Origin of the sequence: Kribbella sp. NPDC003557, from assembly GCF_040610805.1 — a bacterium.
Taxonomy (GTDB): Bacteria; Actinomycetota; Actinomycetes; order Propionibacteriales; family Kribbellaceae; genus Kribbella.
Map to the genome: position 1 here is coordinate 389080 of NZ_JBEXMY010000008.1, position 21146 is coordinate 410225.

At 69.7% G+C, this 21146-nt stretch carries 18 protein-coding genes; 11 read left to right on the top strand and 7 right to left on the bottom strand.

Going from position 1 to position 21146, the window contains the following annotated elements; genetic code table 11:
* Window positions 1-23: 23 nt before the first annotated feature.
* Window positions 24-869: a diaminopimelate epimerase gene (gene dapF / locus ABZW60_RS33430; protein ID WP_355483705.1), complete on the top strand. Its 846-nt coding sequence runs from the start codon at window positions 24-26 to the stop codon at window positions 867-869.
* A gap of 72 nt (window positions 870-941) precedes the next feature.
* A complete protein-coding gene (gene hflX, locus ABZW60_RS33435) occupies window positions 942-2420 on the top strand; it encodes a GTPase HflX (protein ID WP_355483707.1) in 1479 nt (492 codons plus the stop codon).
* Between the two features lie 65 nt (window positions 2421-2485).
* Here the strand turns inward: hflX and ABZW60_RS33440 are convergent, their stop codons facing one another.
* On the bottom strand, window positions 2486-4861 hold the full coding sequence (locus ABZW60_RS33440; protein ID WP_355483709.1) for an immune inhibitor A domain-containing protein: 2376 nt from the start codon (window positions 4859-4861) through the stop codon (window positions 2486-2488).
* A gap of 187 nt (window positions 4862-5048) precedes the next feature.
* On the opposite strand from ABZW60_RS33440, the gene ABZW60_RS33445 reads away from it, so the two are divergent.
* The 5 genes from ABZW60_RS33445 to ligD all read left to right on the top strand — a co-directional run bounded on the left by ABZW60_RS33445 (window position 5049) and on the right by ligD (window position 12889).
* Window positions 5049-6164, top strand: a complete 1116-nt coding sequence (locus tag ABZW60_RS33445) for a DUF5931 domain-containing protein (RefSeq protein WP_355483711.1) — start codon at window positions 5049-5051, stop codon at window positions 6162-6164.
* On the top strand, window positions 6161-6793 hold the full coding sequence (locus tag ABZW60_RS33450; RefSeq protein ID WP_355483713.1) for a response regulator transcription factor: 633 nt from the start codon (window positions 6161-6163) through the stop codon (window positions 6791-6793). The genes ABZW60_RS33445 and ABZW60_RS33450 overlap by 4 nt, the downstream gene beginning before the upstream one ends.
* Before the next feature lie 741 nt (window positions 6794-7534).
* Window positions 7535-9835 (top strand): protein translocase subunit SecD, encoded by a 2301-nt coding sequence (secD, locus tag ABZW60_RS33455; RefSeq protein ID WP_355483714.1) that lies wholly within the window; start codon window positions 7535-7537, stop codon window positions 9833-9835.
* 63 nt (window positions 9836-9898) lie between these two features.
* Window positions 9899-11896 carry an ATP-dependent DNA helicase gene (locus tag ABZW60_RS33460; protein WP_355483716.1) on the top strand — a complete coding sequence of 666 codons (1998 nt, stop codon included), beginning with the start codon at window positions 9899-9901 and terminating at the stop codon, window positions 11894-11896.
* An 18-nt stretch (window positions 11897-11914) separates the two neighbouring features.
* Entirely contained in the window at window positions 11915-12889 is a 975-nt protein-coding gene (gene ligD / locus ABZW60_RS33465; protein ID WP_355483718.1) for a non-homologous end-joining DNA ligase, read from the top strand.
* Between the two features lie 115 nt (window positions 12890-13004).
* Here the strand turns inward: ligD and ABZW60_RS33470 are convergent, their stop codons facing one another.
* Both ABZW60_RS33470 and lexA read right to left on the bottom strand, forming a co-directional pair.
* Window positions 13005-13514 (bottom strand): glutathione peroxidase, encoded by a 510-nt coding sequence (locus ABZW60_RS33470; RefSeq protein ID WP_355483720.1) that lies wholly within the window; start codon window positions 13512-13514, stop codon window positions 13005-13007.
* Window positions 13515-13562: 48 nt separating this feature from the next.
* Window positions 13563-14342 carry a transcriptional repressor LexA gene (gene lexA / locus ABZW60_RS33475; RefSeq protein WP_355483722.1) on the bottom strand — a complete coding sequence of 260 codons (780 nt, stop codon included), beginning with the start codon at window positions 14340-14342 and terminating at the stop codon, window positions 13563-13565.
* A 369-nt stretch (window positions 14343-14711) separates the two neighbouring features.
* On the opposite strand from lexA, the gene ABZW60_RS33480 reads away from it, so the two are divergent.
* Window positions 14712-15419 carry a LysM domain-containing protein gene (locus ABZW60_RS33480; protein WP_355483724.1) on the top strand — a complete coding sequence of 236 codons (708 nt, stop codon included), beginning with the start codon at window positions 14712-14714 and terminating at the stop codon, window positions 15417-15419.
* Here ABZW60_RS33480 and ubiG read toward each other — a convergent pair whose 3' ends face one another.
* Both ubiG and ABZW60_RS33490 read right to left on the bottom strand, forming a co-directional pair.
* Window positions 15420-16196, bottom strand: a complete 777-nt coding sequence (ubiG, locus tag ABZW60_RS33485; protein ID WP_355483726.1) for a bifunctional 2-polyprenyl-6-hydroxyphenol methylase/3-demethylubiquinol 3-O-methyltransferase UbiG — start codon at window positions 16194-16196, stop codon at window positions 15420-15422.
* Window positions 16197-16238: 42 nt separating this feature from the next.
* Window positions 16239-16808: a GNAT family N-acetyltransferase gene (locus ABZW60_RS33490; RefSeq protein WP_355483728.1), complete on the bottom strand. Its 570-nt coding sequence runs from the start codon at window positions 16806-16808 to the stop codon at window positions 16239-16241.
* Between the two features lie 74 nt (window positions 16809-16882).
* Between ABZW60_RS33490 and ABZW60_RS33495 the strand changes: the two genes are divergently transcribed.
* The gene (locus ABZW60_RS33495; RefSeq protein ID WP_355483730.1) at window positions 16883-17467 is read left to right on the top strand and encodes a TetR family transcriptional regulator; all 585 of its coding nucleotides are present in this window, start codon (window positions 16883-16885) and stop codon (window positions 17465-17467) included.
* On the opposite strand, the gene ABZW60_RS33500 is transcribed toward ABZW60_RS33495, so the two are convergent.
* Window positions 17460-18404, bottom strand: coding sequence for a nucleoside hydrolase (locus ABZW60_RS33500; protein ID WP_355483732.1), 945 nt, complete (start codon window positions 18402-18404; stop codon window positions 17460-17462). The two genes, ABZW60_RS33495 and ABZW60_RS33500, sit on opposite strands and share 8 nt — an antisense overlap.
* 23 nt (window positions 18405-18427) lie before the next feature.
* Window positions 18428-18745 (bottom strand): metal-sensitive transcriptional regulator, encoded by a 318-nt coding sequence (locus tag ABZW60_RS33505; RefSeq protein WP_355483734.1) that lies wholly within the window; start codon window positions 18743-18745, stop codon window positions 18428-18430.
* Between the two features lie 119 nt (window positions 18746-18864).
* On the opposite strand from ABZW60_RS33505, the gene ABZW60_RS33510 reads away from it, so the two are divergent.
* Both ABZW60_RS33510 and nrdR read left to right on the top strand, forming a co-directional pair.
* A complete protein-coding gene (locus ABZW60_RS33510) occupies window positions 18865-20295 on the top strand; it encodes an MFS transporter (protein WP_355483736.1) in 1431 nt (476 codons plus the stop codon).
* A 323-nt stretch (window positions 20296-20618) separates the two neighbouring features.
* The gene (gene nrdR, locus ABZW60_RS33515; protein WP_355483738.1) at window positions 20619-21119 is read left to right on the top strand and encodes a transcriptional regulator NrdR; all 501 of its coding nucleotides are present in this window, start codon (window positions 20619-20621) and stop codon (window positions 21117-21119) included.
* Window positions 21120-21146: the final 27 nt, after the last annotated feature.

The following is a 21146-nucleotide window of genomic DNA, read 5'->3' on the forward strand; positions in this document are numbered from 1 at the left end:
GGACGACACCGTACGCTGTGCCCATGAGTACGTTTGCCTGGTTGAAGGGGCACGGCACGGAGAACGACTTCGTGATCCTGCCCGACCCGGACGGTTCCGTGCACGGCGAGCTGGACGCGTCCGTGGTGCGGTTCCTGTGCGACCGGCACGCGGGCCTCGGCGCCGACGGCGTGCTGCGGGTGATCCGGGGCGACAAGCAGTCGTACGTCGAGGACGGCGGCGACTGGTTCATGGACTACCGGAACGCGGACGGCTCGATCGCGGAGATGTGCGGGAACGGCGTCCGGGTCTTCGTGAAGTACCTCGCCGAGGCGGGCCTGATCGACGGCAAGCCCGTCCGGATCGGGACCCGCGCGGGCATCAAGGAGGTCGCGCAGAACGACGACGGCACGCTGACCGCGGACATGGGCGAACCGAAGCTCCCCGCCGCGGCCGGGATCGTGGTCGAGGCCAACGGTCACCAGTGGCCGGCCGTGTCCGTGGACATGGGCAATCCGCACGCCGTGGCGTTCGTCGACGACCTGGCCGAGCCCGGCAACCTGTGCGACCAGCCCGGCTGGTCACCCGCCGAGGCGTTTCCGGAGGGTGTGAACGTGGAGTTCGTCGTCCGGCGTGGTCCGCACGACGTCCAGATGCGGGTGCACGAGCGCGGCGCGGGGGAGACCCGGTCGTGCGGGACGGGCACCTGTGCCGTCACGGTGGCGGCCGCGCGCCAGGCCCGCGACGAGCTCCCGGTGACGTACCGCGTCGGCGTACCAGGCGGTGAAGTCTCCGTCACGTGGCGTGCCGACAACCACCTCGAACTGACCGGCCCGGCCGTGCTGCACGCGCGCGGCGAGTTCGACCGTTCCTGGTTGCCGGGAATCTGATTCCTGCGTGGGGCGTTGACTCCTGGTAAACGGGTCGCCTGTACTAGGAGCCCGTGCCACCATGGAAGGTATATGACGACCCATTCACAGGCATACGAGACCACCGACGTCGAAACCGACCTCATCGAGGGCGATGACTCCGGCGATTCGTTGACGGGTCACGATGAGTATGACCAGGATCTGACCACCGAGGGCCTCGACCTCGAGGAGCGCCAAGCGCTGCGCCGCGTGGTCGGTATGTCGACCGAGCTGACCGACATCAGCGAAGTCGAGTACCGCAAGCTGCTGCTCGAGCGGGTGCTGCTGGTCGGCGTCTGGACCGAGGGCAGCGCCGAGGACGCGGACAACTCGCTGGCCGAGCTGAAGCTGCTGGCCGAGACCGCCGGCTCCGAGGTGCTCGACGGCGTGATCCAGCGCCGGAAGAAGCCCGACCCCGCGACCTTCATCGGCTCCGGCAAGGTGGCCGACCTACGCAACCTGGTAGCCGCGCTCGGCGCGGATACCGTGATCGCCGACGGCGAGCTGGCCCCCGCGCAGCTGCGCAACCTGGAGGACAAGCTCAAGGTCAAGGTGGTCGACCGGACCGCGCTGATCCTGGACATCTTCGCGCAGCACGCGAAGAGCAAGGAAGGCAAGGCCCAGGTCGAGCTGGCCCAGCTGCAGTACATGAAGCAGCGCCTGCGTGGTTGGGGTGGAAACCTGTCCCGCCAGGCCGGTGGCCGGGTCGGTGCGGCCGGTGGCGGTATCGGTGGCCGTGGCCCCGGTGAGACCAAGATCGAGACCGACCGGCGCCGGATCAACACCAAGATCAGCAAGCTCCGCCGGACGCTCAAGGAGATGAAGAGCACCCGGTCGACGATGCGCCAGGAGCGGCGCCGGCACCTGGTGCCCTCGGTCGCGATCGCGGGGTACACCAACGCCGGCAAGTCCTCGCTGCTGAACCAGATCACCGGTGCGGGCGTGCTGGTCGAGGACGCGCTGTTCGCGACCCTGGACCCGACCACCCGCCGGACGACGACCGCGGACGGCCGCGTCTACACGCTGACCGACACCGTCGGATTCGTCCGGCACCTGCCGCACGACATCGTCGAGGCGTTCCGGTCGACGCTGGAAGAGGTCACCGACGCGGACCTGCTGCTGCACGTGGTGGACGGTTCGCACCCCGACCCGATCGCGCAGATCCAGGCGGTCCGCGAGGTGCTGGCCGAGATCCAGGCGACCGACGTCCCGGAGATCGTGGTGATCAACAAGGCCGACGCCGCCGACCCGCTGGCGCTGGCCCCGATCCTGCACCGGGAGCCGAACGCGATCGTCGTGTCCGCGCGCACCGGCGAGGGCATCGACAAGCTCCGCGAGCTGATCGAGGGCGCGCTGCCGCAGCCGCACATCGCCCTCGACGTCCTGCTCCCGTACGACCGCGGCGACCTGGTCTCCCGGATCCACTCCGAGGGCTCGGTCGAACACCTCGAGCACACCGCCGACGGCACCCGGATCACCGCCAGGGTCCATCCCGCCCTGGCCGGCGACCTGACGCCGTACGCAACGGCCTGACGAAGCGAGAACGGCCCCCGAGTTTCCTCGGGGGCCGTTCTGCGTTTTCAGTGTGTTTCAGTGCGTCACTTGCGCTTGGTCACCTGGACCGTCATCGAGGTGTCGGTCTTCGACAGGACCTTGATGTTGACGCCGTTGTTCGGCACCTTCACGCTGCTCGTCGGCTGGTCCGCGGTCCAGTACGACTTGCTGTCGTTGAAGGTCGGGACGGCGTTCTGGCCACGGATGTAGCTCGCCTGCCCGTTGAAGTGCAGGGTGAACGAATCCGCCTTCTCCAGACCGAACGGCGCGTCGTACGCCGCGATCCGCGGGCGCCAGATCTGGCCGTCGAGACGGTTGATCGGCGTCGGGTGCGAGTCGATCGGCAGGACCAGGCCCTCACCGGGGTGCTCGTTGGTGTTGTTGTCCTCCTGCGAGGTGTCCCAGTACCAGACCAGCAGACCGTCCTGGTACGGGAAGTGCTCGACCTTGTCGGGCAGCGAGTTCGCCCAACCGAAGTTGTACGGACCCGTCTTCAGGTACTGGTCGTAGGAGGTGTAGTTGATGTTCGACGCCAGGTAGTAGTTGTCGTGCAGGCTGGTGTACGACGCACCGACCGAGCTGAAGCCGTTCAGCGTCCAGCCCTCCGGAGAGGTCTCCGCACCGGAGTCGACGACCGTGGCCGAGCCCGACGTCACCTTGATGTCGTCGGCGAAGAACCCGATCCCGCCGGCCGCCGGGTCGGTGGCGTAGCGGAACTGCAGGGTGATCGTCTTGCCGGCGTACGCGGACAGGTCGAACGTCGCGGGCACCCAGCCGGCGCTCTTGCCGTCGATACCGTTGCCCTCGGCGTCCTTCGTGATGCTGCCCTTGATCGGCTTCGAGCCGGTCCCGTCGTTCACGTCGACGTAGGCGTAGTCACACGCGTCCGGACCGCAGTCCTCGATGTCCCAGTTCGCCTGGAACGTGAGGCTCGCGGGCTGACCGGCCGGCAGCGTGACCTGGCGGCTCATCGTGTGCGTGAAGCCGTTGCCCTGACCGCTCCACCAGGACTTGGTCCCGGCCGCGGGCTGGACGAGCTGGTGCGTGACCTCCTTCTTCGGCAGCGTCACCACCAGGCCCTGGGCCTTCTTCGAGTTGTACTCGTGCGGGCCGAGCTCGACGGTCCGGTTCTGGCCGGCCGCGACGATCTCGTAGTCGAGCCAGCCGAGCTGGATCTTGTCCCACGCGTTCAGGTCCGCGGCGCGCTCACCGATACCGCCGTCCGTGGCCGCGCTGACCCGGCTCTGCGCCATCAGCGTCCACCAGTTCACGCCGTTCTCGACCGCCGCACCCGAGGTGTCGTACTCGTCCGGCAGACCGAGGTCGTGGCCGAACTCGTGCGCGAAGACACTGACGCCGCCGTTCTCCGGCTGGATCGTGTAGTCGCCGACGTACAGGCCGGTGTCACCGATCTGCGCGCCGCCGTTCGGGTTGGTCGCGGGGCCGCCCGGGAACCCGGCGTACCAGCGGTGCGACCAGATCGCGTCCTCACCCTGCTGCGGGTCACCGTCGGCCTGGTCGCCGCCGGAGTGCACGATCTGGAAGTGGTCGATGTAGCCGTCGGGCTCGTTGAAGTTGCCGTCACCGTCGAAGTCGTAGCGGTCCCACTGGTCGAACGTCTTCAGGTCCGCGGTGATCTCGGCCTTGGTCCGGCCCTTGGCCTCCTGGTCGGCGACCCACTGGTTGACCGCGTCCTGGATCAGGTACCAGGTGTTGCTGCAGACGTTGCCGCCGCACGGGTAGCCGTTCGACCGGCCGTACCGGGCCTCGTTGTACTTGACCTTGACCCAGTCGGTGACCTCGCCGGCCACCGAGTACCGGCCGGACGACTGCTTCTCGTAGTACTTCTTCAGCGAGTTGCCGTTGCCGAAGTACATGTCCTGGTAGTGCTGCTGGCTGTAGTCGGCCTGCCAGACGGTGGAGTTGTCCACCGAGCGGTCAGGTGCCGGAATCGCGTTGTGCAGCGGGCCCTCGAAGGTGGCGGGGCCGGGGATGCTCGCGTTCTGGTCCTTGTCCGGGTAGCTCGGGTGCCGCTCGTTGCCGAACTCCGCGAGCACGACGAAGATCCGGTCGGTCTTCTCGCGGGACAGCTCGACGTACTGGTCGACCTTGCCCTTGGTGTTCTTGACGCCCTTGGCCCCGGCGGCCTTGGTGCCGAGCTTGACGACCGTGCTGCCGTTGCGCTGCTCGGGCGTGGCCTGGCCGTTGATGACCTTGGTGAGCGCCTCCTGCCGCAGCTCGCGACGCTTGTCCTCGAGCGGGCTGGGTAGCTCGTCGGATACCGGTGCGGGCTCACTGGCGGCGGGCGCCGAACCCTGCGTGGACGGTGTGGCGGCGTTCCCGGACGAGGCCGCGGCGATGCCGAGCCCGGTCGTCGCCGCCAGGGCCAGGCTGAACAGCCCGGCGGGTAACTTGCGCACGATTCCCCTCCGTTGTTGATGACGCAGTGTGTTCGTAGCTCCCCCGAGCGTGTGCGCGCGACAGTACGGGGAAAATCGGCCCAGCTGAAGTGGATCCTGAGGAAAACCTGTGAATCAGCGGGGAATCCTGCATGTCTGAGTAGAAGCGCTCACGCTTTCCAGCCCCCTGCCTTGGCAGACTGTGCGCGTGGAGCGCGAGACCGTCGACCTGCTGCAGCCGCTGTGGCGCGCACTGGTCGTCTTCCGCGTCCTCACCTGGGCGTTCGCCTGTTTCGGCGTGTGGACCCGCTGGGAGGGCATCGTGCACCCGTACGGCGCGGTGCTCCAGCTCGCCGTGATGGGCGCCTGGACGCTGATCTCGTCGTACGGCTACAGCCGCCGCTGGGGGCGCCGCAACACCCGGCTCGCGTTCGCGGACCTCGCGGTCACGGTCGCCTGCATGTACGCGACGCTGTGGGCGCAGCCGCTGCTCGACATCCGCGCCGGCGCGTCCGTGCTGACGTCGGTCTGGGCCGCCGGGCCGGTCCTCGCGCTGGCGATCTCCCGCGGGCGCGACGGCGGCCTGCTCGGCGCGGCCACGATCAGCCTGGCGCTGCTCTCGCTGCGCGGCGTCGAGCACGCGTCGAAGATCCTGAGCAACGTTCAGCTGTTGCTGGTGGCCGGTCTGGTCGTCGGGTACGCCGCGTCGACCATGCGGCAGGCGGGGCGGCGGCTCCGCGAGGCGATCGCCGCCGAGAGCGCGACCGCCGAGCGGCTGCGGCTCAGTCGCTCGATCCACGACGGCGTACTGCAGGTGCTGGCGCAGGTGCAGCGGCGCGGCACGGCGATCGGCGGCGAGGCGGTCGAACTGGCCCGGCTGGCCGCCGAACAGGAAGTTGCCCTGCGCACCCTGATGTCGTCGCGGCCGGCCGTGGTCGAGGGGGATCGCGTTGATCTGTGTGGACTCTTGTTGCCGCTGGCCACGACCCGCATCGACGTCGTCGTCCCGGCCGCGCAGGTCCTGCTGCCGGCGCCGACCGCCGCCGAACTGGTTGCCGCGGTCAAGGAGGCGCTGAGCAACGTCGCCAAGCACGCCGGTCCGGACGCCCGGTCCTGGGTCGTGGTCGAGGACCTCGGCGACGAGGTGCTGGTCTCGGTCCGCGACGACGGGATCGGTACGACGCCCGCCCGGCTCGACGAGGCCCACGCGAACGGGCACCTCGGTGTCAGCCAGTCGATCCGCGGCCGGATCGCCGACCTCGGCGGCACCGTCACCGTCCGCACCGCCCCCGGCGAAGGAACCGAATGGGAGCTGAAGATATGACGCGCGTGATGATCGTCGACGACCATCCGATGTGGCGCGAAGGCGTCGCGCGGGACCTGGGCAGCCGCGGCTACGACGTGTGCGCGACCGCCTCGGACGTGGCCGGCGCGGTGAAGATCGCGCTGGCGACCCGCCCGGACGTGGTGGTGATGGACCTCCAGCTCGGCGACGGCTCCGGCGTGGACGCGACCCGCGAGATCACCACGGCGCTCCCCGACACGCGCGTGCTGGTGCTGTCGGCCAGCGCCGAGCAGGACGACGTCCTCGCCGCGGTGAAGAACGGCGCCTCCGGGTATCTGGTGAAGTCCGCGTCACTGGACGAGTTCGACGACGCGGTCCGCCGTACCGCCGAAGGCGACGCCATCTTCAGCGCGGGCCTCGCCGGACTGCTGCTCGGGGAGTACCGCCGCCTCGGCGGGACCGGACCCGAGGTCCCCCGACTCACCGACCGCGAAACCGAAGTCCTCCGCCTGGTAGCCCGCGGCCTCACCGCCAAACAGATCGCCACCCGCCTGGTCCTGTCCCACCGCACCGTCGAGAACCACGTCCAGAACACCCTCCGCAAACTCCAACTCCACAACCGAGCCGAACTCGTCCGCTACGCCATAGAAAACGGCCTCAGCGAATGATCTGACCCACGCCCGTTACGCAGGCGCTGGCTTCGTCGCTCCGCTCCTCAGGCGCGCCTGCTCCACGCGCTCCCACCCACCCCCGGGCTGGCGCCCGGAGCGGCGAGCTGGCGCTCGCGTGTCGGGCTAGCGCCCGGAGCGGCGAGCTGGCGCTCGTGTGCCGGGCTTGCGCCCGAGGTGTGGCGAGCTGGCGCTCGTGGTGCCGGGCTGGCGCCGGGGAGACCCTGCGCGCATGCCTCGCCGTGGAGCGCATCGTGCTGATCGCAGCACGTCCGCACCTGCCGAGCTACTGCCTGTCCGGCTTGTCCGACCTGCAGGCCGGTTGAGACCGCGATTCGTGCAGCGCATCCGTCGCAAGCCTCGCCCCAGCCGCGCGTGCACTCGTTCGCGGGCGGCAGCCCGCAACTCCCCGCGCCAGCGGACACCCCAGGCGCCAGCCGGAAGCACATACTCCGGCGCCAAGCCGGGGGTGGGCGGGAGCGCGCGTAGTGGCCGCGACGAGGAGCCTCGCGACGAGGAGTGGTTGCGTAGCACGCGTGGGCTTGATCACCAGCCCCCGGACGCGGTCGGACCGCGAGGCTGGCCCCGTTCGCCCGGATAGTCCCACCGGTGCGACGCGGTCGCTTGTGGGATTGTGCGGGGGACGGGTTGAATGGCATTCGTACACTGTGCGTTCCACGTCCTCGTGGATGCTCTCTGTCACGACACCTGCATCGCGGGTGCCCAGCTCCGGAGGCTTCGGTGAACCGGTCGTCCCTTGTCCGCGCGCTTCTCGCGTTCCTGGTCCTCGCCGCGTCGACGTATGTCACGTTGACGGCGAAACCACAGCTCGGTCTCGACCTGCGCGGCGGGACGCAGATCGTCCTGCAGGCGAAGGACTCGCCGACGGTCAAGGCGACCAAGGAGACGACCGACAAGGCCACCCAGGTCCTGCACCGGCGGATCGACGCGCTCGGCGTCAGCGAGCCGAACGTCACCCGCCAGGGCGAGAACCGCATCATCGTCGAGCTGCCGGGCGTGCAGGACCCGCGCGAGGCCGCGAAGGTGATCGGCAAGACCGCGCAGCTGACCTTCCACGAGGTCCTCGACCAGGTCGAAGCCAAGCCGGCCAAGCCGGCGGCGGGGGAGACCTACCTGCCGCCCGAGAGCGGCCAGGGCTTCCTGCGCCTCGCCAAGCCCGCGATGACCGGCGAACTGGTCAGCGGCGCCGAGCACCGGCTGGACCCGCAGCAGGTCGCGCAGGGCTGGTTCGTCGAGATGAACTTCAAGGGCGACGGCGGCAAGATCTGGGCGAACATCACCGGCAAGGCCGCCTGCCAGCCGGTCGGTACGCCGCAGCGCCTGATCGCGATCGTGCTGGACAACGAGGTGATCAGCTCCCCGCAGGTCGACCCGAACGGCGGCAACCAGCTCTGCAACTCGGGGATCGCCGGCGGCACCACCACGATCTCCGGCTCGTTCACCGAGGAGAGCGCGAAGGATCTCGCCGCGCTGATCTCCGGCGGCGCGCTGCCGGTGCCGGTCGAGGTCATCGACCAGCGCACCGTCGGCCCGTCGCTCGGCCAGGACGCGATCCAGGCCAGCGCCCTCGCCGCGATCATCGGCCTCGCCCTGACGGCGCTGTTCATCATCATCGTCTACCGCCTCGTCGGCCTGATGGCGGTCTTCGGCCTGATCGGGTACGCCGCGATGTCGTACGCCGCTCTCACCGCGCTCGGCGCCACACTGACGCTGCCCGGCCTGGCCGGTTTCGTCCTGGCGATCGGCATGGCGGTCGACGCGAACGTCCTGGTCTTCGAACGCGCCCGGGAGGATTACATCGCCGGCCGCACCGACGGCCTGCGGAGATCGCTGCGCAGCGGTTTCCAGAACGCGCTGTCCGCGATCGCCGACTCCAACATCACCACCTTGCTGGCCGCCGGCCTCCTGTTCTTCCTGGCCGCCGGCCCGGTCCGCGGCTTCGGCGTCACACTCTCGATCGGTGTGATCGCCTCGATGCTGTCGGCCCTCGTGGTGACCCGCGTGCTCGCCGAGTTCGTCGTATCGCGCGGCTTCGTCCTGCGTCGCCCCGGCCTGAGCGGGATCGCCGGTCACGGCCGGGTGCGGATCTGGCTGGAGGCTCGCCGGCCGTCGCTGATGAAGCACAGCCGCCGCTGGCTGGTGATCACGGCTATCGCGATCATCGTGAGCGTCGCCGGTGTCGCCGTTCGCGGCCTGAACCTGGGCATCGAGTTCACCGGCGGCCGCCTGATCGAGGTCAGTACGGCGCAACGCATCACGCCGGACCAGGCGCGCGCCGCGGTCGCCGAGGCCGGCTACCCGACCGCCGTGGTCCAGGCGTCCGGCACCGACGACATCACCGTGCGGACCGGCACGATCAGCGACGACGAGGCGGTGAAGATCAAGGAGTCGCTGGCCAGGATCGGCGGCGACGCCGAGGTGATCCGCAACGAGAGCATCGGCCCGTCGCTCGGTGAAGAGCTGCGCAACAAGGGCCTGATCGCGCTCGGCATCGCCCTGCTCGCCCAGCTGGCCTACCTCGCTGCACGCTTCCGCTGGACCTTCGGCGCCGGCGCCGTCCTGGCGCTGCTGCAGAACGTCGCGGTCGTGGTCGGAGTCTTCGCGTGGACCGGGAAACCGATCGACGGCATCTTCCTGGCGGCGATCCTGACCATCATCGGCTACACGGTGAACGACTCGGTCGTCGTCTTCGACCGGATCCGCGAGACCCGCAGCGCGCGGGCCACCGACAACCTCGGCACGACCATCGACACCGCGATCGTGAACGTGCTGCCGAGAACCATCAACACCGGTATCTCGACCTTGTTCATCCTCGCCGCGCTGCTGTTCCTCGGCGGCGACTCGCTGGCTGACTTCTCGCTCGCGCTGCTGCTGGGCATCCTCGTCGGCACGTACTCCTCCAACCTGACCGCGGCACCCCTGCTCCTCGAGCTGGAGCGCCGCTACCCGGCCCCGCCGCCGCGTCCCAAGCGCGCCCAGGTGGATCGGGACGCCCAGCCGGACCGCGGCGCGGTCGTGTAGCACGGCGGGTTATCCACACCCCGGCCGCCGGACCGGAAATCTGTCCGTCCGGCGGGCTAGGGTGTGGCGGTGGGTGTTGATGTGCGGGAACTGCTGGAAGCTGCCGTGTCCGGGATCGCCGGTCAGACCAGGCCGGGGCAGGTGGAGATGGCGCAAGCCGTGGACACCGCGATGCACGACGGGTCGCACCTTCTCGTCCAGGCGGGCACCGGCACCGGCAAGTCCCTGGGCTACTTGGTGCCCGCGCTGCTGCACGCGATCGAGGACCGTCGCGTGGTCGTCTCCACGGCGACGCTGGCGCTGCAGGCGCAGCTCGTCGACCGGGACGTCCCGGCGTTGCTCGACGCGACCGAGAAGCTCCTGCCGCGCAGACCGAAGTACGCGATCCAGAAGGGGCGCAACAACTACGCCTGCCTGCACCGGATCCGGGAGGGCGCGCCGGACGACGACGGCATGCTCGTCGACGTGCCGCCGGCGGGCGAGGTCGGCCGCCAGGTCGTCGAGCTGCGCGACTGGGCCGAGCAGCAGCTGGCCGACGGCGGGGCCGGTGACCGCGACCACGCGCCCTCCCACCAGTACCAGGCCTGGCAGCAGGTCTCCATCGCCGCCCGCGAGTGCCTCGGCGCCGAGAAATGCCCGTACGGTGAGGAGTGCTTCGCGGAGAAGGCGAAGGAAGAGGCCCGCAAGGCCGACATCATCATCACGAACCACGCGCTGCTCTCGATCGACGCCTTCGAGAACCGGATCGTCCTGCCGGAGCACGATGTCGTCATCGTCGACGAGGCCCACGAGCTGCCTGCGCGCGTCACCGGCGCCGCGGGGGACGAGCTGTCGCCGCAGATGGTCGAGCGCGCGGCGAAACGCGGCCGCCGGTTCGTCGACGACGACAAGGCCGACGACCTGATCGACGCCTCCGACGCGCTCCGCGCCGCGCTCGACGGCACCCGCGAGGGCCGGATCGAGGCGTCCAACGGGCCGGTGCTGGAGGCAGCCGCCCTGGTCCGCGACGCGGCCCGCGCGATGTATTCCGACCTGAACAAGAAGTCCGACGACAAGGACAATGACCCCGACGGCGCCAAGCGGCAGTCCAAGGGGGCGGTCAAGGAGATCTTCGACGTCGCCGAGCGGGTCGCCGCGCTGAGTGACGCGGACGTGGTCTGGATGATCGACCGCGACCGCTTCGGCCGCGAGCTCCGGATCGCCCCGCTCACCGTCGCCGGTCTGCTGCGTGAGCTGGTCCTCCGCGACCGGACGGCGGTGCTCACCTCGGCGACGCTGACGCTCGGCGGCGACTTCGACGCGATCGCCCGCCAGGTCGGCCTGCGCCCCGCCGACAAGCTCGGCGACGACGAGGAGATGCCCGAGCTCGACGACTCGTCGGAGACGGGTCCGCTGCCGTGGCGCGGCCTCGACGTCGGCTCCCCGTTCGAGTACGAGAAGCAGGCGATCCTGTATGTCGCCAAGCACCTCCCGCCCCCACACCGCGACGGGCTGGGCAAGAAGCAGTTCGAGGAGATCATCGACCTGATCACCGCGGCCGGCGGACGGACGCTCGGCCTGTTCTCGTCCCGGCGCGCGGCGGAGGCGGCGACCGCCGCAGTGCGCGAGGCGACCGACCTCAAGGTGCTCTGTCAGGGCGACGCGCAGCTCGGCGAGCTGTCCCGCGAGTTCGTCGAGGACCCGGAGACCTCGCTGTTCGGCACGCTGTCGCTGTGGCAGGGCATCGACGTGCCCGGGTCGACCTGCAACCTGGTGATCATCGACCGGATCCCGTTCCCGCGGCCGGACGAGCCGCTGATGGCGGCCCGGCAGCGCGCCGTCGACGAGGCCGGCGGCAACGGGTTCATGGCCGTGGCCGCGACCCACGCCGGGCTGCTGCTCGCGCAGGGCACCGGCCGGCTGATTCGCCGGAGCTCGGACCGCGGCGTGGTCGCGATCCTCGACCCCCGCATCGTCACCCAGCGGTACGGCGCGTTCCTGCGCGCCTCCTTGCCGCCGATGTGGCCGACCGCCGATCGTGAGAAGGTGCTCGGGGCCCTGAAGCGATTGCAGACGTCATGAGTCCGTCGTGAGCCGGGCATGAGTCCGGTGACCGGTCCACCGGTGCTGCCGATGATGGCGGCGCTGGGCCAGATGCCGTCCGGCGCGGGCTGGTCGTACGAGATGAAATGGGACGGCATCCGCGTCATCGCCGAGGTGGACGAGGGCGTCTGCCGGCTCTGGTCGCGCAACAGCCACGACGTCTCCGGCGGGTACCCGGAGCTGGTCGGCCTCGCGGAGGCGCCGGGTCTGCGGCTGCCCGCCGTCCTGGACGGGGAGATCGTCACGCTCGACGAGAACGGCGCGCCCTCGTTCGGCCTGCTGCAGCGGCGGATGCACGTCCGCGATCCACGCCAGCTCAGGCATCTGATCACCGAGGTGCCGGTCTCGGTGCGGCTGTTCGACCTGCTCCGCTTCGACGGCAAGTGGTTGCTGGACGCAACGTACGACGACCGCCGCGGACTGCTCGAATCACTGGACATCGGCGACCCGTTCTGGGAGGTCCCAGCGGCGTTGACCGACGGCGACGACGCGCTGGAACAGTCCGCCGCGCAAGGGCTCGAGGGCGTCGTGGCGAAGCGGCGCAAGTCGCGGTACCTGCCCGGCAAGCGCAGCTCCGACTGGATCAAGATCAAGCCGGTCCTCACCAGGGACGTCGTCCTCTGCGGCTGGCACCCGGGGGAGGGGAACCGCGAAGGCAAGATCGGATCCTTCTACTGCGGCGCGTACGCCGACGGTGAGCTGGTGCTGATCGGCAAGGTCGGCTCCGGGCTCGACTTCGCCACCCTGGACATGCTGAGCGCCGAGCTGACCGGCCTCGAGATCGCCCGCCCGGCGTTCGAACCGGTCGGCATCTCGATGCCGGACCGCCGGCGCGCGCATTGGCTCGACCCGGTCCTGGTCGCCGAGGTCACGTACTCCGGGTGGGGCGGCGACGGCCGCCTCCGGCATCCGGTATGGCGTGGTTTGCGCCTCGACATCGACCCGGAATCGGTTCTCGTCGGGCGCGACTGAATACATTCGCGACCGGCGACGACATGCGGCTGCGGGCGCAATTGTTCGAAATGCGGTGAATGTTCTGCGGCGTTGAGACGCTTTCTGTTCAACTGTCGCAGAAAATGCCGGGAATTCAGTCGTTCGTTTCCCGGGACGGGGCCGGGACCGCGAGTGCGGCCTCGATCTTGTCGACCAACTTCTCCGGCGAGTGTGTCGGCGCGTAGCGCGCGATCACCCCGCCGTCCCGGCCGACCAGGAACTTGGTGAAGTTCCACTTGATCCGGCCGCCGAGCAGGCCGCCCTGCTCGCGCTTGAGCCAGTTGTACAACGGGACCGTGCGGGACCCGTTGACGTCGATCTTGGCGAACATCGGGAACGTGACGTGGTAGATCGTCGAGCAGAAGTTCGCGATCTCGTTCTCGTCGCCGGGCTCCTGGTGGCCGAACTGGTCGCAGGGGAAACCCAGCACCGAGAAGCCCTGCCGGCGGTAGGTCCGGTAGAGCTTCTGCAGGCCCGTGTACTGCGGGGTCTGGGCGCACTGCGACGCCGTGTTCACCACCAGAAGCACCTGGTCGCGGAAATCGGCAAGAGACTGTTCATTGCCTTCGATCCGGCGCGCGCTGAAGTCATAGACAGTCGTCATGACTCAATGCTGACACGACACGCCCGACTTCGCGCGCCGTCCGATATGTCAGACTCGGCGCAGAACTGTTACGACCTTTCCGAGAATGATCGCGTCCTTGCCGTCGATCGGCTCGAAAGCGGGGTTGTGTGGTAGCAGCAGGATCTCGGTCTTGGTCTTCTTGAACGTCTTCACGGTCGCCTCGCCGTCGATCATCGCGGCCACGATGTCGCCGTTCTCCGCGGTCGGCTGCTGGCGGACGACGACCCAGTCGCCGTCGCAGATCGCCGCCTCGATCATCGACTCACCCTTGACCCGCAGCATGAACAGCGTGCCCTCGCCGACCATTGCCTTGGGCAACGGGAAGACCTCTTCGATCTCCTGCTCGGCGAGGATCGGGCCACCGGCGGCGATCCGGCCGACGACCGGCACGTACGCCGCGTCCGGGTGCGCGTCACCGGCGCCGGTCTCGTCGTACGCCGTCTGGCGGACCGGGCCGAGCGCCGACCTGCGCGCCGCCGCGTCGACCTCGCCCGGGTAGCGGACCTCGATGGCACGCGGCCGGTTCGGGTCGCGGCGGAGCAGGCCCTTCTGCTCCAGGACGCGGAGCTGGTGCGACACCGAGGAGGAGCTGGTCAGGCCGACCCGCTCACCGATCTCGCGCATCGACGGCGGGTAGCCGCGGCTGTCCACCGAATCGCGGATGACGTCCAGCACGCGGCGCTGGCGCGGGGTCAGCCCGGTCGCGTCGGCCGGCCCGTCGGGCAGCTCGGCGACCGTGCGGTCCGCCTTGCCCGCCGCCTTGTCCACGGCGTCGTCCTTGCTGGAACCGCTCGGCGTCCTGGCCATCGCTCGTTGCTCCTCGGATCGGGCCGGCGATCGTCCACCGGCCGAAGCTTGCTCGACTGAGATGACCGTAGACCGAATCCTGAGATTCTTCAAACATCTGTTCGAAGGCGTGTCGGTTCGTATGTTTGTTCGGGTGTCAGGTTATAAGGCGCGCGCGGGGTGTTGCCGCGGCAGGGAATTTCCTGGGCGTGTCCCGGTTGGAGATGGTTGCGCGACGGGCGGCTGTCGGTTAATCATTCGTACAGGCGTTCGATCGAACAGGTGTTCGGTCCGGTCGGATGAGGCGGCTCTCCAGAAACTGTCGGAGGCGGCCGATAGACAGGAACCAGCACCGCAGAACGCGCACCGACCGAGGTCTTGGAGGATCCGATGAGCACAGCAGCTGTCGCCGCCGACGTGCCGGCCCCGCGCCGCTCACACCAGGCGTCGCCACGGCCCCTGCGCGTGGTCCCACCCCCGACCTCCCGCACGACCACCCCGGAAGCCACGGACCACTCCGCGTCCGCCCCGACCGGCCGTTCCGGCGCCGCGCTGACCGGCCGTTCCGCCGCCGCGGTGACCGGCCGTTCCGGCGCCGCGCTGACCGGCCGTTCCGGCGCCGCGCTGACCGGGCGGCGTCTGGCCGAGCCGGCCGCACGCTCCGCGTCGCCCGCGGCGGTGCCGTCGCCGGCGGTGGCGCCGCGGCGGCGGCCTCGGGTCGAGGGGGCGTCGACGGACAGGCTTTCGGTGCGGGGGTGCTCGGGGGAGTCCCTCGGGCGCGAAGCTCGCCCCGAGCCGAGCCTGCGTCTCACCCGCCGCGGCCGGATGCTCCTGACCGCCGTGTCGGTCCTCGTCTTCGGCGCCGCGATCCTGGTCCTCGGCCTCCGCGTGGCAGGCGTCCTGGAGCCCGGTCCGCGCTTCACCGACACCGTGCCGGTGCAGGTCGCGCCGGGTCAGACCCTCTGGTCCATCGCCGAGGACACCAACCCGAGCGTCGACACCGCGACCGTCGTGGAGAAGATCGCCGACCTCAACAAGCTCGCCACGCCCGCCGACATCACCCCCGGCCAGACCCTGCAGATCCCGGTCGCGCGCTGATCACCACGGCTTCGTGGCATAGCCCATGTAGGACACACGCGTGCTCTTCACCCGTCCGGCGTCCAAGGCCCGGCCGAACTCGCCGATGCTGATCCCGCCCCGACGCACCCGCATGAAGTCCCGCAACACCCCGAGCTTGCCGGCCCGCACCCCGAGCCCGGTGATCTCGCCCAGCCGCAACCCGTGCCGCCGCAGACCATCGGCGAGTTCGGCCGGCCTGATGAACATCTCCCACGCGTGCCACGCGACGTCCACAGCCCGGGTCAGTCGCCATTCCTGCATCACCTTGATCACCAGCACCTTCGACGCGAACGTGCGGTTGATCGTGTCGAACAGGTAGAGCCCACCCGGTTTCAGCACCCGGGCCGTCTCCGCGAGCACATGGTCCAGATCCGAGACATGCTCGAGTACGTCGCAGCAGTACGCGATATCGACGCTCTCATCGGCGAGCGGCAGACGCTCGCCGGCCGCGACGACGTACCGCGCGTCGAGACCCGAAGCGTTCGCGTGGCCGACGGCGGTCCGGACCGAGACCTCCGACGGATCGAGACCGATCACCCGGCAACCGAGCCGCGCGAACTCCTCGGCCAGGAACCCGCCGCCACTCCCGATGTCGACGACACGCCGGCCGCTGGGATCCCTCCCGGTCCGCTCCAGCACGTCACGGAAGTACGCGAAGCGTCCCGGCGTGAAGCTGCCCTGCAACAGGTTGAGCGGATTGTCCTCGTCCCACCAGCCGTCGCCGATCCGGTCGTAGATCTGGTTGTCGATCCGCATGGCGCCCCCTGCTGAGAACTGTCCAGGAGCGGCCCCGCCCGATCAACGGGTGGCGTCCCGCCATTCGTCCTCGAGCAGCGCGTACACGTACTCGTTCGCCCATTCGCCCTTGAACAGCGAGGCGTCCAGGTGATGTGCCTCGCGACGCATCCCCAGCCGTTCGAGCAGCCGCGCCGACGCCGCGTTCCGGTCGTCGAGGATCGCGACGATCCGGTGCAGCTTGAGCTCCTCGAAGCCGACCCGGAGCATCTCCCGCGCGGCCTCCGCGGCGAGCCCCTTGCCCTGGTAGTCGGTGTGCAGCGCGAATCCGATCTCGCCCTGCCGGTCGGCCTCACTGGCCCACTTCAGCAGCACCTCGCCGATCACGGTCCCGGTCTCGCGCAGTTCGATCGCGAGCACCAGCCACTGACCGTCCTCAGTCAATTCGCCCTGCGGCAGCTTCCGTTCCAGCGCGGCCCGGGTCTCCTCCCGGTCGCGCACCGGCCACGGTGTGTACCGCACCACCTCCGGCCGCGAGTGGAACGCGAACAGATCGTCCAGATCGTCCATCCGGTGCGGCCGCAGCTCCAGCCGCTCGGTCAGCAACGGGTATGTGGGTCGGAATCCAGTCACGGCACCATCCTCGGCTACTCTGTCTAACAACGTTAGACAGTACTCCGACCCTCGACCCCGGACAACGAGATTCCGTGACCAGACGCGACCCCTCCTCCCACGCCGCGGCCGGCATCTCCGTCGCCGCGATCGCTGATGCAGCCCTGGCCGTCATTCACGCGGACGGCGTCGACGGCCTGACGATGCGTGCCGTCGCAGAACGCCTGCACGTCCGCGCCCCGTCGCTCTATCACCACGTCCACAACAAGTCCGAGCTCCTCGACCTGGTCGCCCGGAACGCCTTCGACCAGTTCACCGCGGACACCACGGCGTACGAGGAGCTGACGACCGTCGACGAGTGGATCGAGCTCACGCGGTCCGGCTCGCTCGAGTTGCGCGCCTTCTATGCCGACCATCCAGGGCTCGCCGGGCTGATCCAGTCCAAGGCGTCACCGGATCGGGATCAGGGCGCCGGCTCCAGGGCCGAGCTGATCCGCGCCCAGATCGAGGCCCTCGTACGGATCGGCGTGCCGGAACCCGACGCGCGGCGCCTCTTCGAGGTCACCGCCCGCTGGGGCCTGGCCGCCGTCGTCGCGGATCCAGCCGATGACTTCTTCGCCGCCGGCCTCGACCTGTTCCTGTACGGCGTCCGCGCCCGGCTGCTCGAACTGCTCAGCTGACGGTCGCCAGCCAGAGCTCGGCGTACCGCTTGCCGTCCACCGCCGTCGCGACCCGCATCGTCGTCGCCGGCCCGTGCGGATCGTTCGCGACATCGGCCGCGTGGCGGGTGTCGACGATCGTCCGCCCGCGCGACCAGCCGCCGGACAGCTCGATCCGCACCGGGCACTCCCGCGTCGTCAGGCCCGAAGGGTCGATCACCGCGCACACCGCGCCGCCGTCGCCGATGCTCCCGCCGTCCGACTGGAATCGCTCGCTGCGCTTCTCGATCAGCTTCCCCGCCAGCTCCGCCGAGGGCGATCCGCCCAACGCGCGGGCCTGGTCGAGCGTCACGATGACGTCGTAGAACACGTCCAGCCCGTACATGGTCAGCGGGATACCGAGGTCCCGCGAGGCGGCCAGCACGATCGCCGCCGCCTCCGGGTCGGTCCAGATGTTGAACTCCGCCGAGGCCGTCGCGTTCCCGATCCCCGCGGCGCCGCCCATGAACACGATCTCGCGCAGCCCGCGCGCCGCCTCCGGGTAGGTCCGTAGTAGCAGCGCGATGTTCGTCAACGGCGCCAACGGGATCAGCGTGATCAGCTCGCCGGTCGCGGCCGCGTCCCGCAGCACGTCCCGCAGCAGCTCGACCGCATGCCGGGGATCGGTCGGCCGCGTCGACCGCGGCCAGTCCAGGTCCCCGAGCCCGTCCTCACCGTGCACATGCCGCGCCTCCCGCACCGGCTGGATCAGCGGTACGGCGGCGCCGCGGGCAACGGGGACGTCGGGCCGGCCCGCGGCGTCGAGCACCGTGAGCGTGTTGCGCACGACGTCGTCGATCCCGACATTCCCGCCGACGCACGTCACGGCCTTCAGGTCGAGCTCGGGATGCCGCGCGGCCAGCAGCAGCGCGCAGGCGTCGTCCAGTCCCGTGTCGACGTCGAGGATCACCGGCTTCATGCGCACATCCTCAGCCATGCCGGTCAGGAGCGCACCAACCGCGCGATCGCGGCGGACGCCTCCTTGATCTTCGCGTCGGCCTCCGGACCGCCGGCCGCGGCGGCGTCGACGACGCAGTGCGCGAGGTGGTCGTCGAGCAGGCCGAGCGCGACGGACTCGAGCGCCTTCGTCATCGCCGAGATCTGGGTGAGGATGTCGATGCAGTATTTCTCGTCCTCGACCATCCGCTGCAGCCCGCGGGCCTGCCCCTCGATGCGCTTGAGCCGCGCCAGGTACGCCTTCTTGTCGCCGATGTAACCGTGCTGCGCATGCTCGCCGGCCGGTTCGGTCACGCTCACCACATCCTCCCTGGGTCCCGGCGAACCTTATCGCCCACGGGATCACTCTTGCGCTTCTCCTGATACCCCCCTATGGTATCCGAGCAATCCAGATATACCCCATACCCGTAGGGAGTTTAGATATGAGTGAGACGAAGTCGTCGCGGCGGTGGTGGGCGCTCGCCGTCATCGCCGCGGCGCAGTTCATCGTGATCATGGACACCTCGATCGTCGGTGTCGCGCTGCCGAAGATGCAGGGCGAGCTCGGCTTCAGCCCGGGCAACCTGTCGTGGGTGTTCAACGCGTACGTCGTGGCGTTCGGCGGGTTGCTGCTGCTCGGCGGCCGGTTGTCGGACCTGCTCGGCGCCCGGCGCGTCTTCGCGGCCGGCTGGGGCGTCCTGCTCGTCGGGTCGCTCGTCGCGGGCCTCGCGACCGGTGTCGGAGCCGAACTCGCCGGCCGGGCGGTGCAAGGCGTCGGCGCCGCGCTGATCGCACCGTCGGCGCTGACGCTGCTGATGATGCTGTTCGGTGCGAACCCGCGCGAGCTGACCAAGGCGATCGCGCTGTACGGCGCCGCGGCGCCGGCCGGAGGTACGGCGGGCGTGTTCCTCGGCGGCGTGATCACCGAGTACCTGTCGTGGCCGTGGGTGTTCTACCTGAACTTCCCGATCGCGCTGGCGGCACTCCTCGCGACACCCGCGTTGATGCCGCGGGCCGCTGCCCGCTCCGGATCGGTCGACGTGCTCGGCGCACTGACCGTGACCGGGGGGCTCGCCGCGGGCGTGTACGCGATCGTCCGCGCTCCGCAGGTCGGCTGGGCGTCGGCGTCGACGCTGCTGGTCGGCGCGCTGGCCGTCGTACTGCTCGCTGTGTTCGTCGCGGTGCAGGCCAAGCGGCGCGAGCCGCTGATGCGGCTCGGGATCTTCGCGACGCCGAACCTGGCCGCGGCCAACGTGGCCCAGTTCCTGCTCGGCGCGGCCTGGGTGCCGATGTGGTTCTTCCTGAACCTGTACCTGCAGCAGGTCCTCGGGTTGAGCGCCTTCCCGAGTGGCTCGGCACTGCTGCCGATGACCACGTTCATCATGCTCGGGATGATCGTCGTCGCGCCGAAGCTGATCGCCAAGGCAGGCCCGAAGAAGACCCTCGTCGGCGGTATGGCGGTCCTCGCCGCCGGGCTGCTGATCCTGTCGCTGCTGCGTCCGACCGGCTCGTTCTGGGTCGACGTGCTCCCGGGATCGCTCGTCGCGGCCGCCGGCATGTCGCTGGCGTTCATCCCGAGCCTCGGCATCGCTCTGTCGTCCGCGCGGCCGGAGGAGGGCGGCCTGGCGTCCGGCATCGTGAACACGAGCTACCAGATCGGCTCGGCGCTGGGGCTGGCCGCGATGACCGCGGTAGCCGCTGCCAACGGCGCCGACCTGCTGGACGACGCTGTGGCGCTGACCGACGGGTACTCGGCGGCGCTTGTCGGCGCCGCGGTGATCGCCGCCGCGGGCGCCGTACTGGCCGGTGTGACGTTGCGGACGCGGAAGGCTCCGGCCGAGCCCGGAGCGGAGACCGTGGCGACCGGCCGATGAGCTGTGGACAACTCCCCGGGACGGCTTCGGCCGGGCCCGGGGAGCCGTCTGTGCGGGCCGTAGTTTGCGCCTCGAAAGGGTCGTCGCGACGGCGCCACGCGGGAGTACACGGGGCCGCCTCGGTGTTGAAATCTGTGACACGCCCGGGCAATCCGAGCGTGCTTGCAAACTGTCGGAGCAGCGATCTAGGATCCCTACATGTAGTGGTTACACGGGTGTAATTTTCCACAGGTAGTGGTTGGTTGCACACAGGTTCTACACAAGTTGTCCCCAGGCCGATCCACAACCCACCCCCACGGGGTGGTCACGGGAGGAGTGTTCGCGTGCACTGTCCGTATTGCCGGCACGCCGACTCCCGGGTGGTCGACAGCCGGGTGGCCGAGGACGGCGGAGCGATCCGCCGCCGGCGGCAGTGCCCGGTCTGCGAGAAGCGGTTCACCACCGTCGAGCAGATGCAGCTCACGGTCGTGAAGCGCTCCGGCGCGACCGAGCCGTTCAGCCGCGAGAAGGTCATCAACGGGGTCGGGAAGGCGTGCAAGGGCCGGCCGGTGAACGCCGACCAGCTCGCGCGCCTGGGTCAGAAGGTCGAGGACGCGCTGAAGGGCGGCGGCTCGCCGGAGGTGCCCGCGCACGAGGTCGGACTCGCGATCCTCGGGCCGCTGCGGGAGCTCGACGAGGTCGCGTACCTGCGGTTCGCGAGCGTGTACCGGCAGTTCGAGTCGGCCGACGACTTCGAGACCGAGATCGCGCTGCTGCGGGCCGAGAAGGAGCCGCAGGGCACCGAGCCGGGCCAGCGGAAGCCGACCCAAGAGCCGGCCCAGTAGACGTAAACCGGGGGAACGAGAAGTAGT

What these genes read in the sequence shown, in the direction of transcription:
- dapF (WP_355483705.1), top strand. Translation starts at nt 24, where the DNA reads ATGAGTACGTTTGCCTGGTTGAAGGGGCACGGCACGGAGAACGACTTC.
- ABZW60_RS33450 (WP_355483713.1), top strand. Translation starts at nt 6,161, where the DNA reads ATGACGCGCGTGATGATCGTCGACGACCATCCGATGTGGCGCGAAGGC.
- ubiG (WP_355483726.1), bottom strand. Translation starts at nt 16,196, where the DNA reads ATGCGGATCGACAACCAGATCTACGACCGGATCGGCGACGGCTGGTGG.
- hflX (WP_355483707.1), top strand. Translation starts at nt 942, where the DNA reads ATGACGACCCATTCACAGGCATACGAGACCACCGACGTCGAAACCGAC.
- ABZW60_RS33480 (WP_355483724.1), top strand. Translation starts at nt 14,712, where the DNA reads ATGAGCACAGCAGCTGTCGCCGCCGACGTGCCGGCCCCGCGCCGCTCA.
- lexA (WP_355483722.1), bottom strand. Translation starts at nt 14,342, where the DNA reads ATGGCCAGGACGCCGAGCGGTTCCAGCAAGGACGACGCCGTGGACAAG.
- ABZW60_RS33510 (WP_355483736.1), top strand. Translation starts at nt 18,865, where the DNA reads ATGAGTGAGACGAAGTCGTCGCGGCGGTGGTGGGCGCTCGCCGTCATC.
- ABZW60_RS33500 (WP_355483732.1), bottom strand. Translation starts at nt 18,404, where the DNA reads ATGAAGCCGGTGATCCTCGACGTCGACACGGGACTGGACGACGCCTGC.
- ligD (WP_355483718.1), top strand. Translation starts at nt 11,915, where the DNA reads ATGAGTCCGGTGACCGGTCCACCGGTGCTGCCGATGATGGCGGCGCTG.
- ABZW60_RS33470 (WP_355483720.1), bottom strand. Translation starts at nt 13,514, where the DNA reads ATGACGACTGTCTATGACTTCAGCGCGCGCCGGATCGAAGGCAATGAA.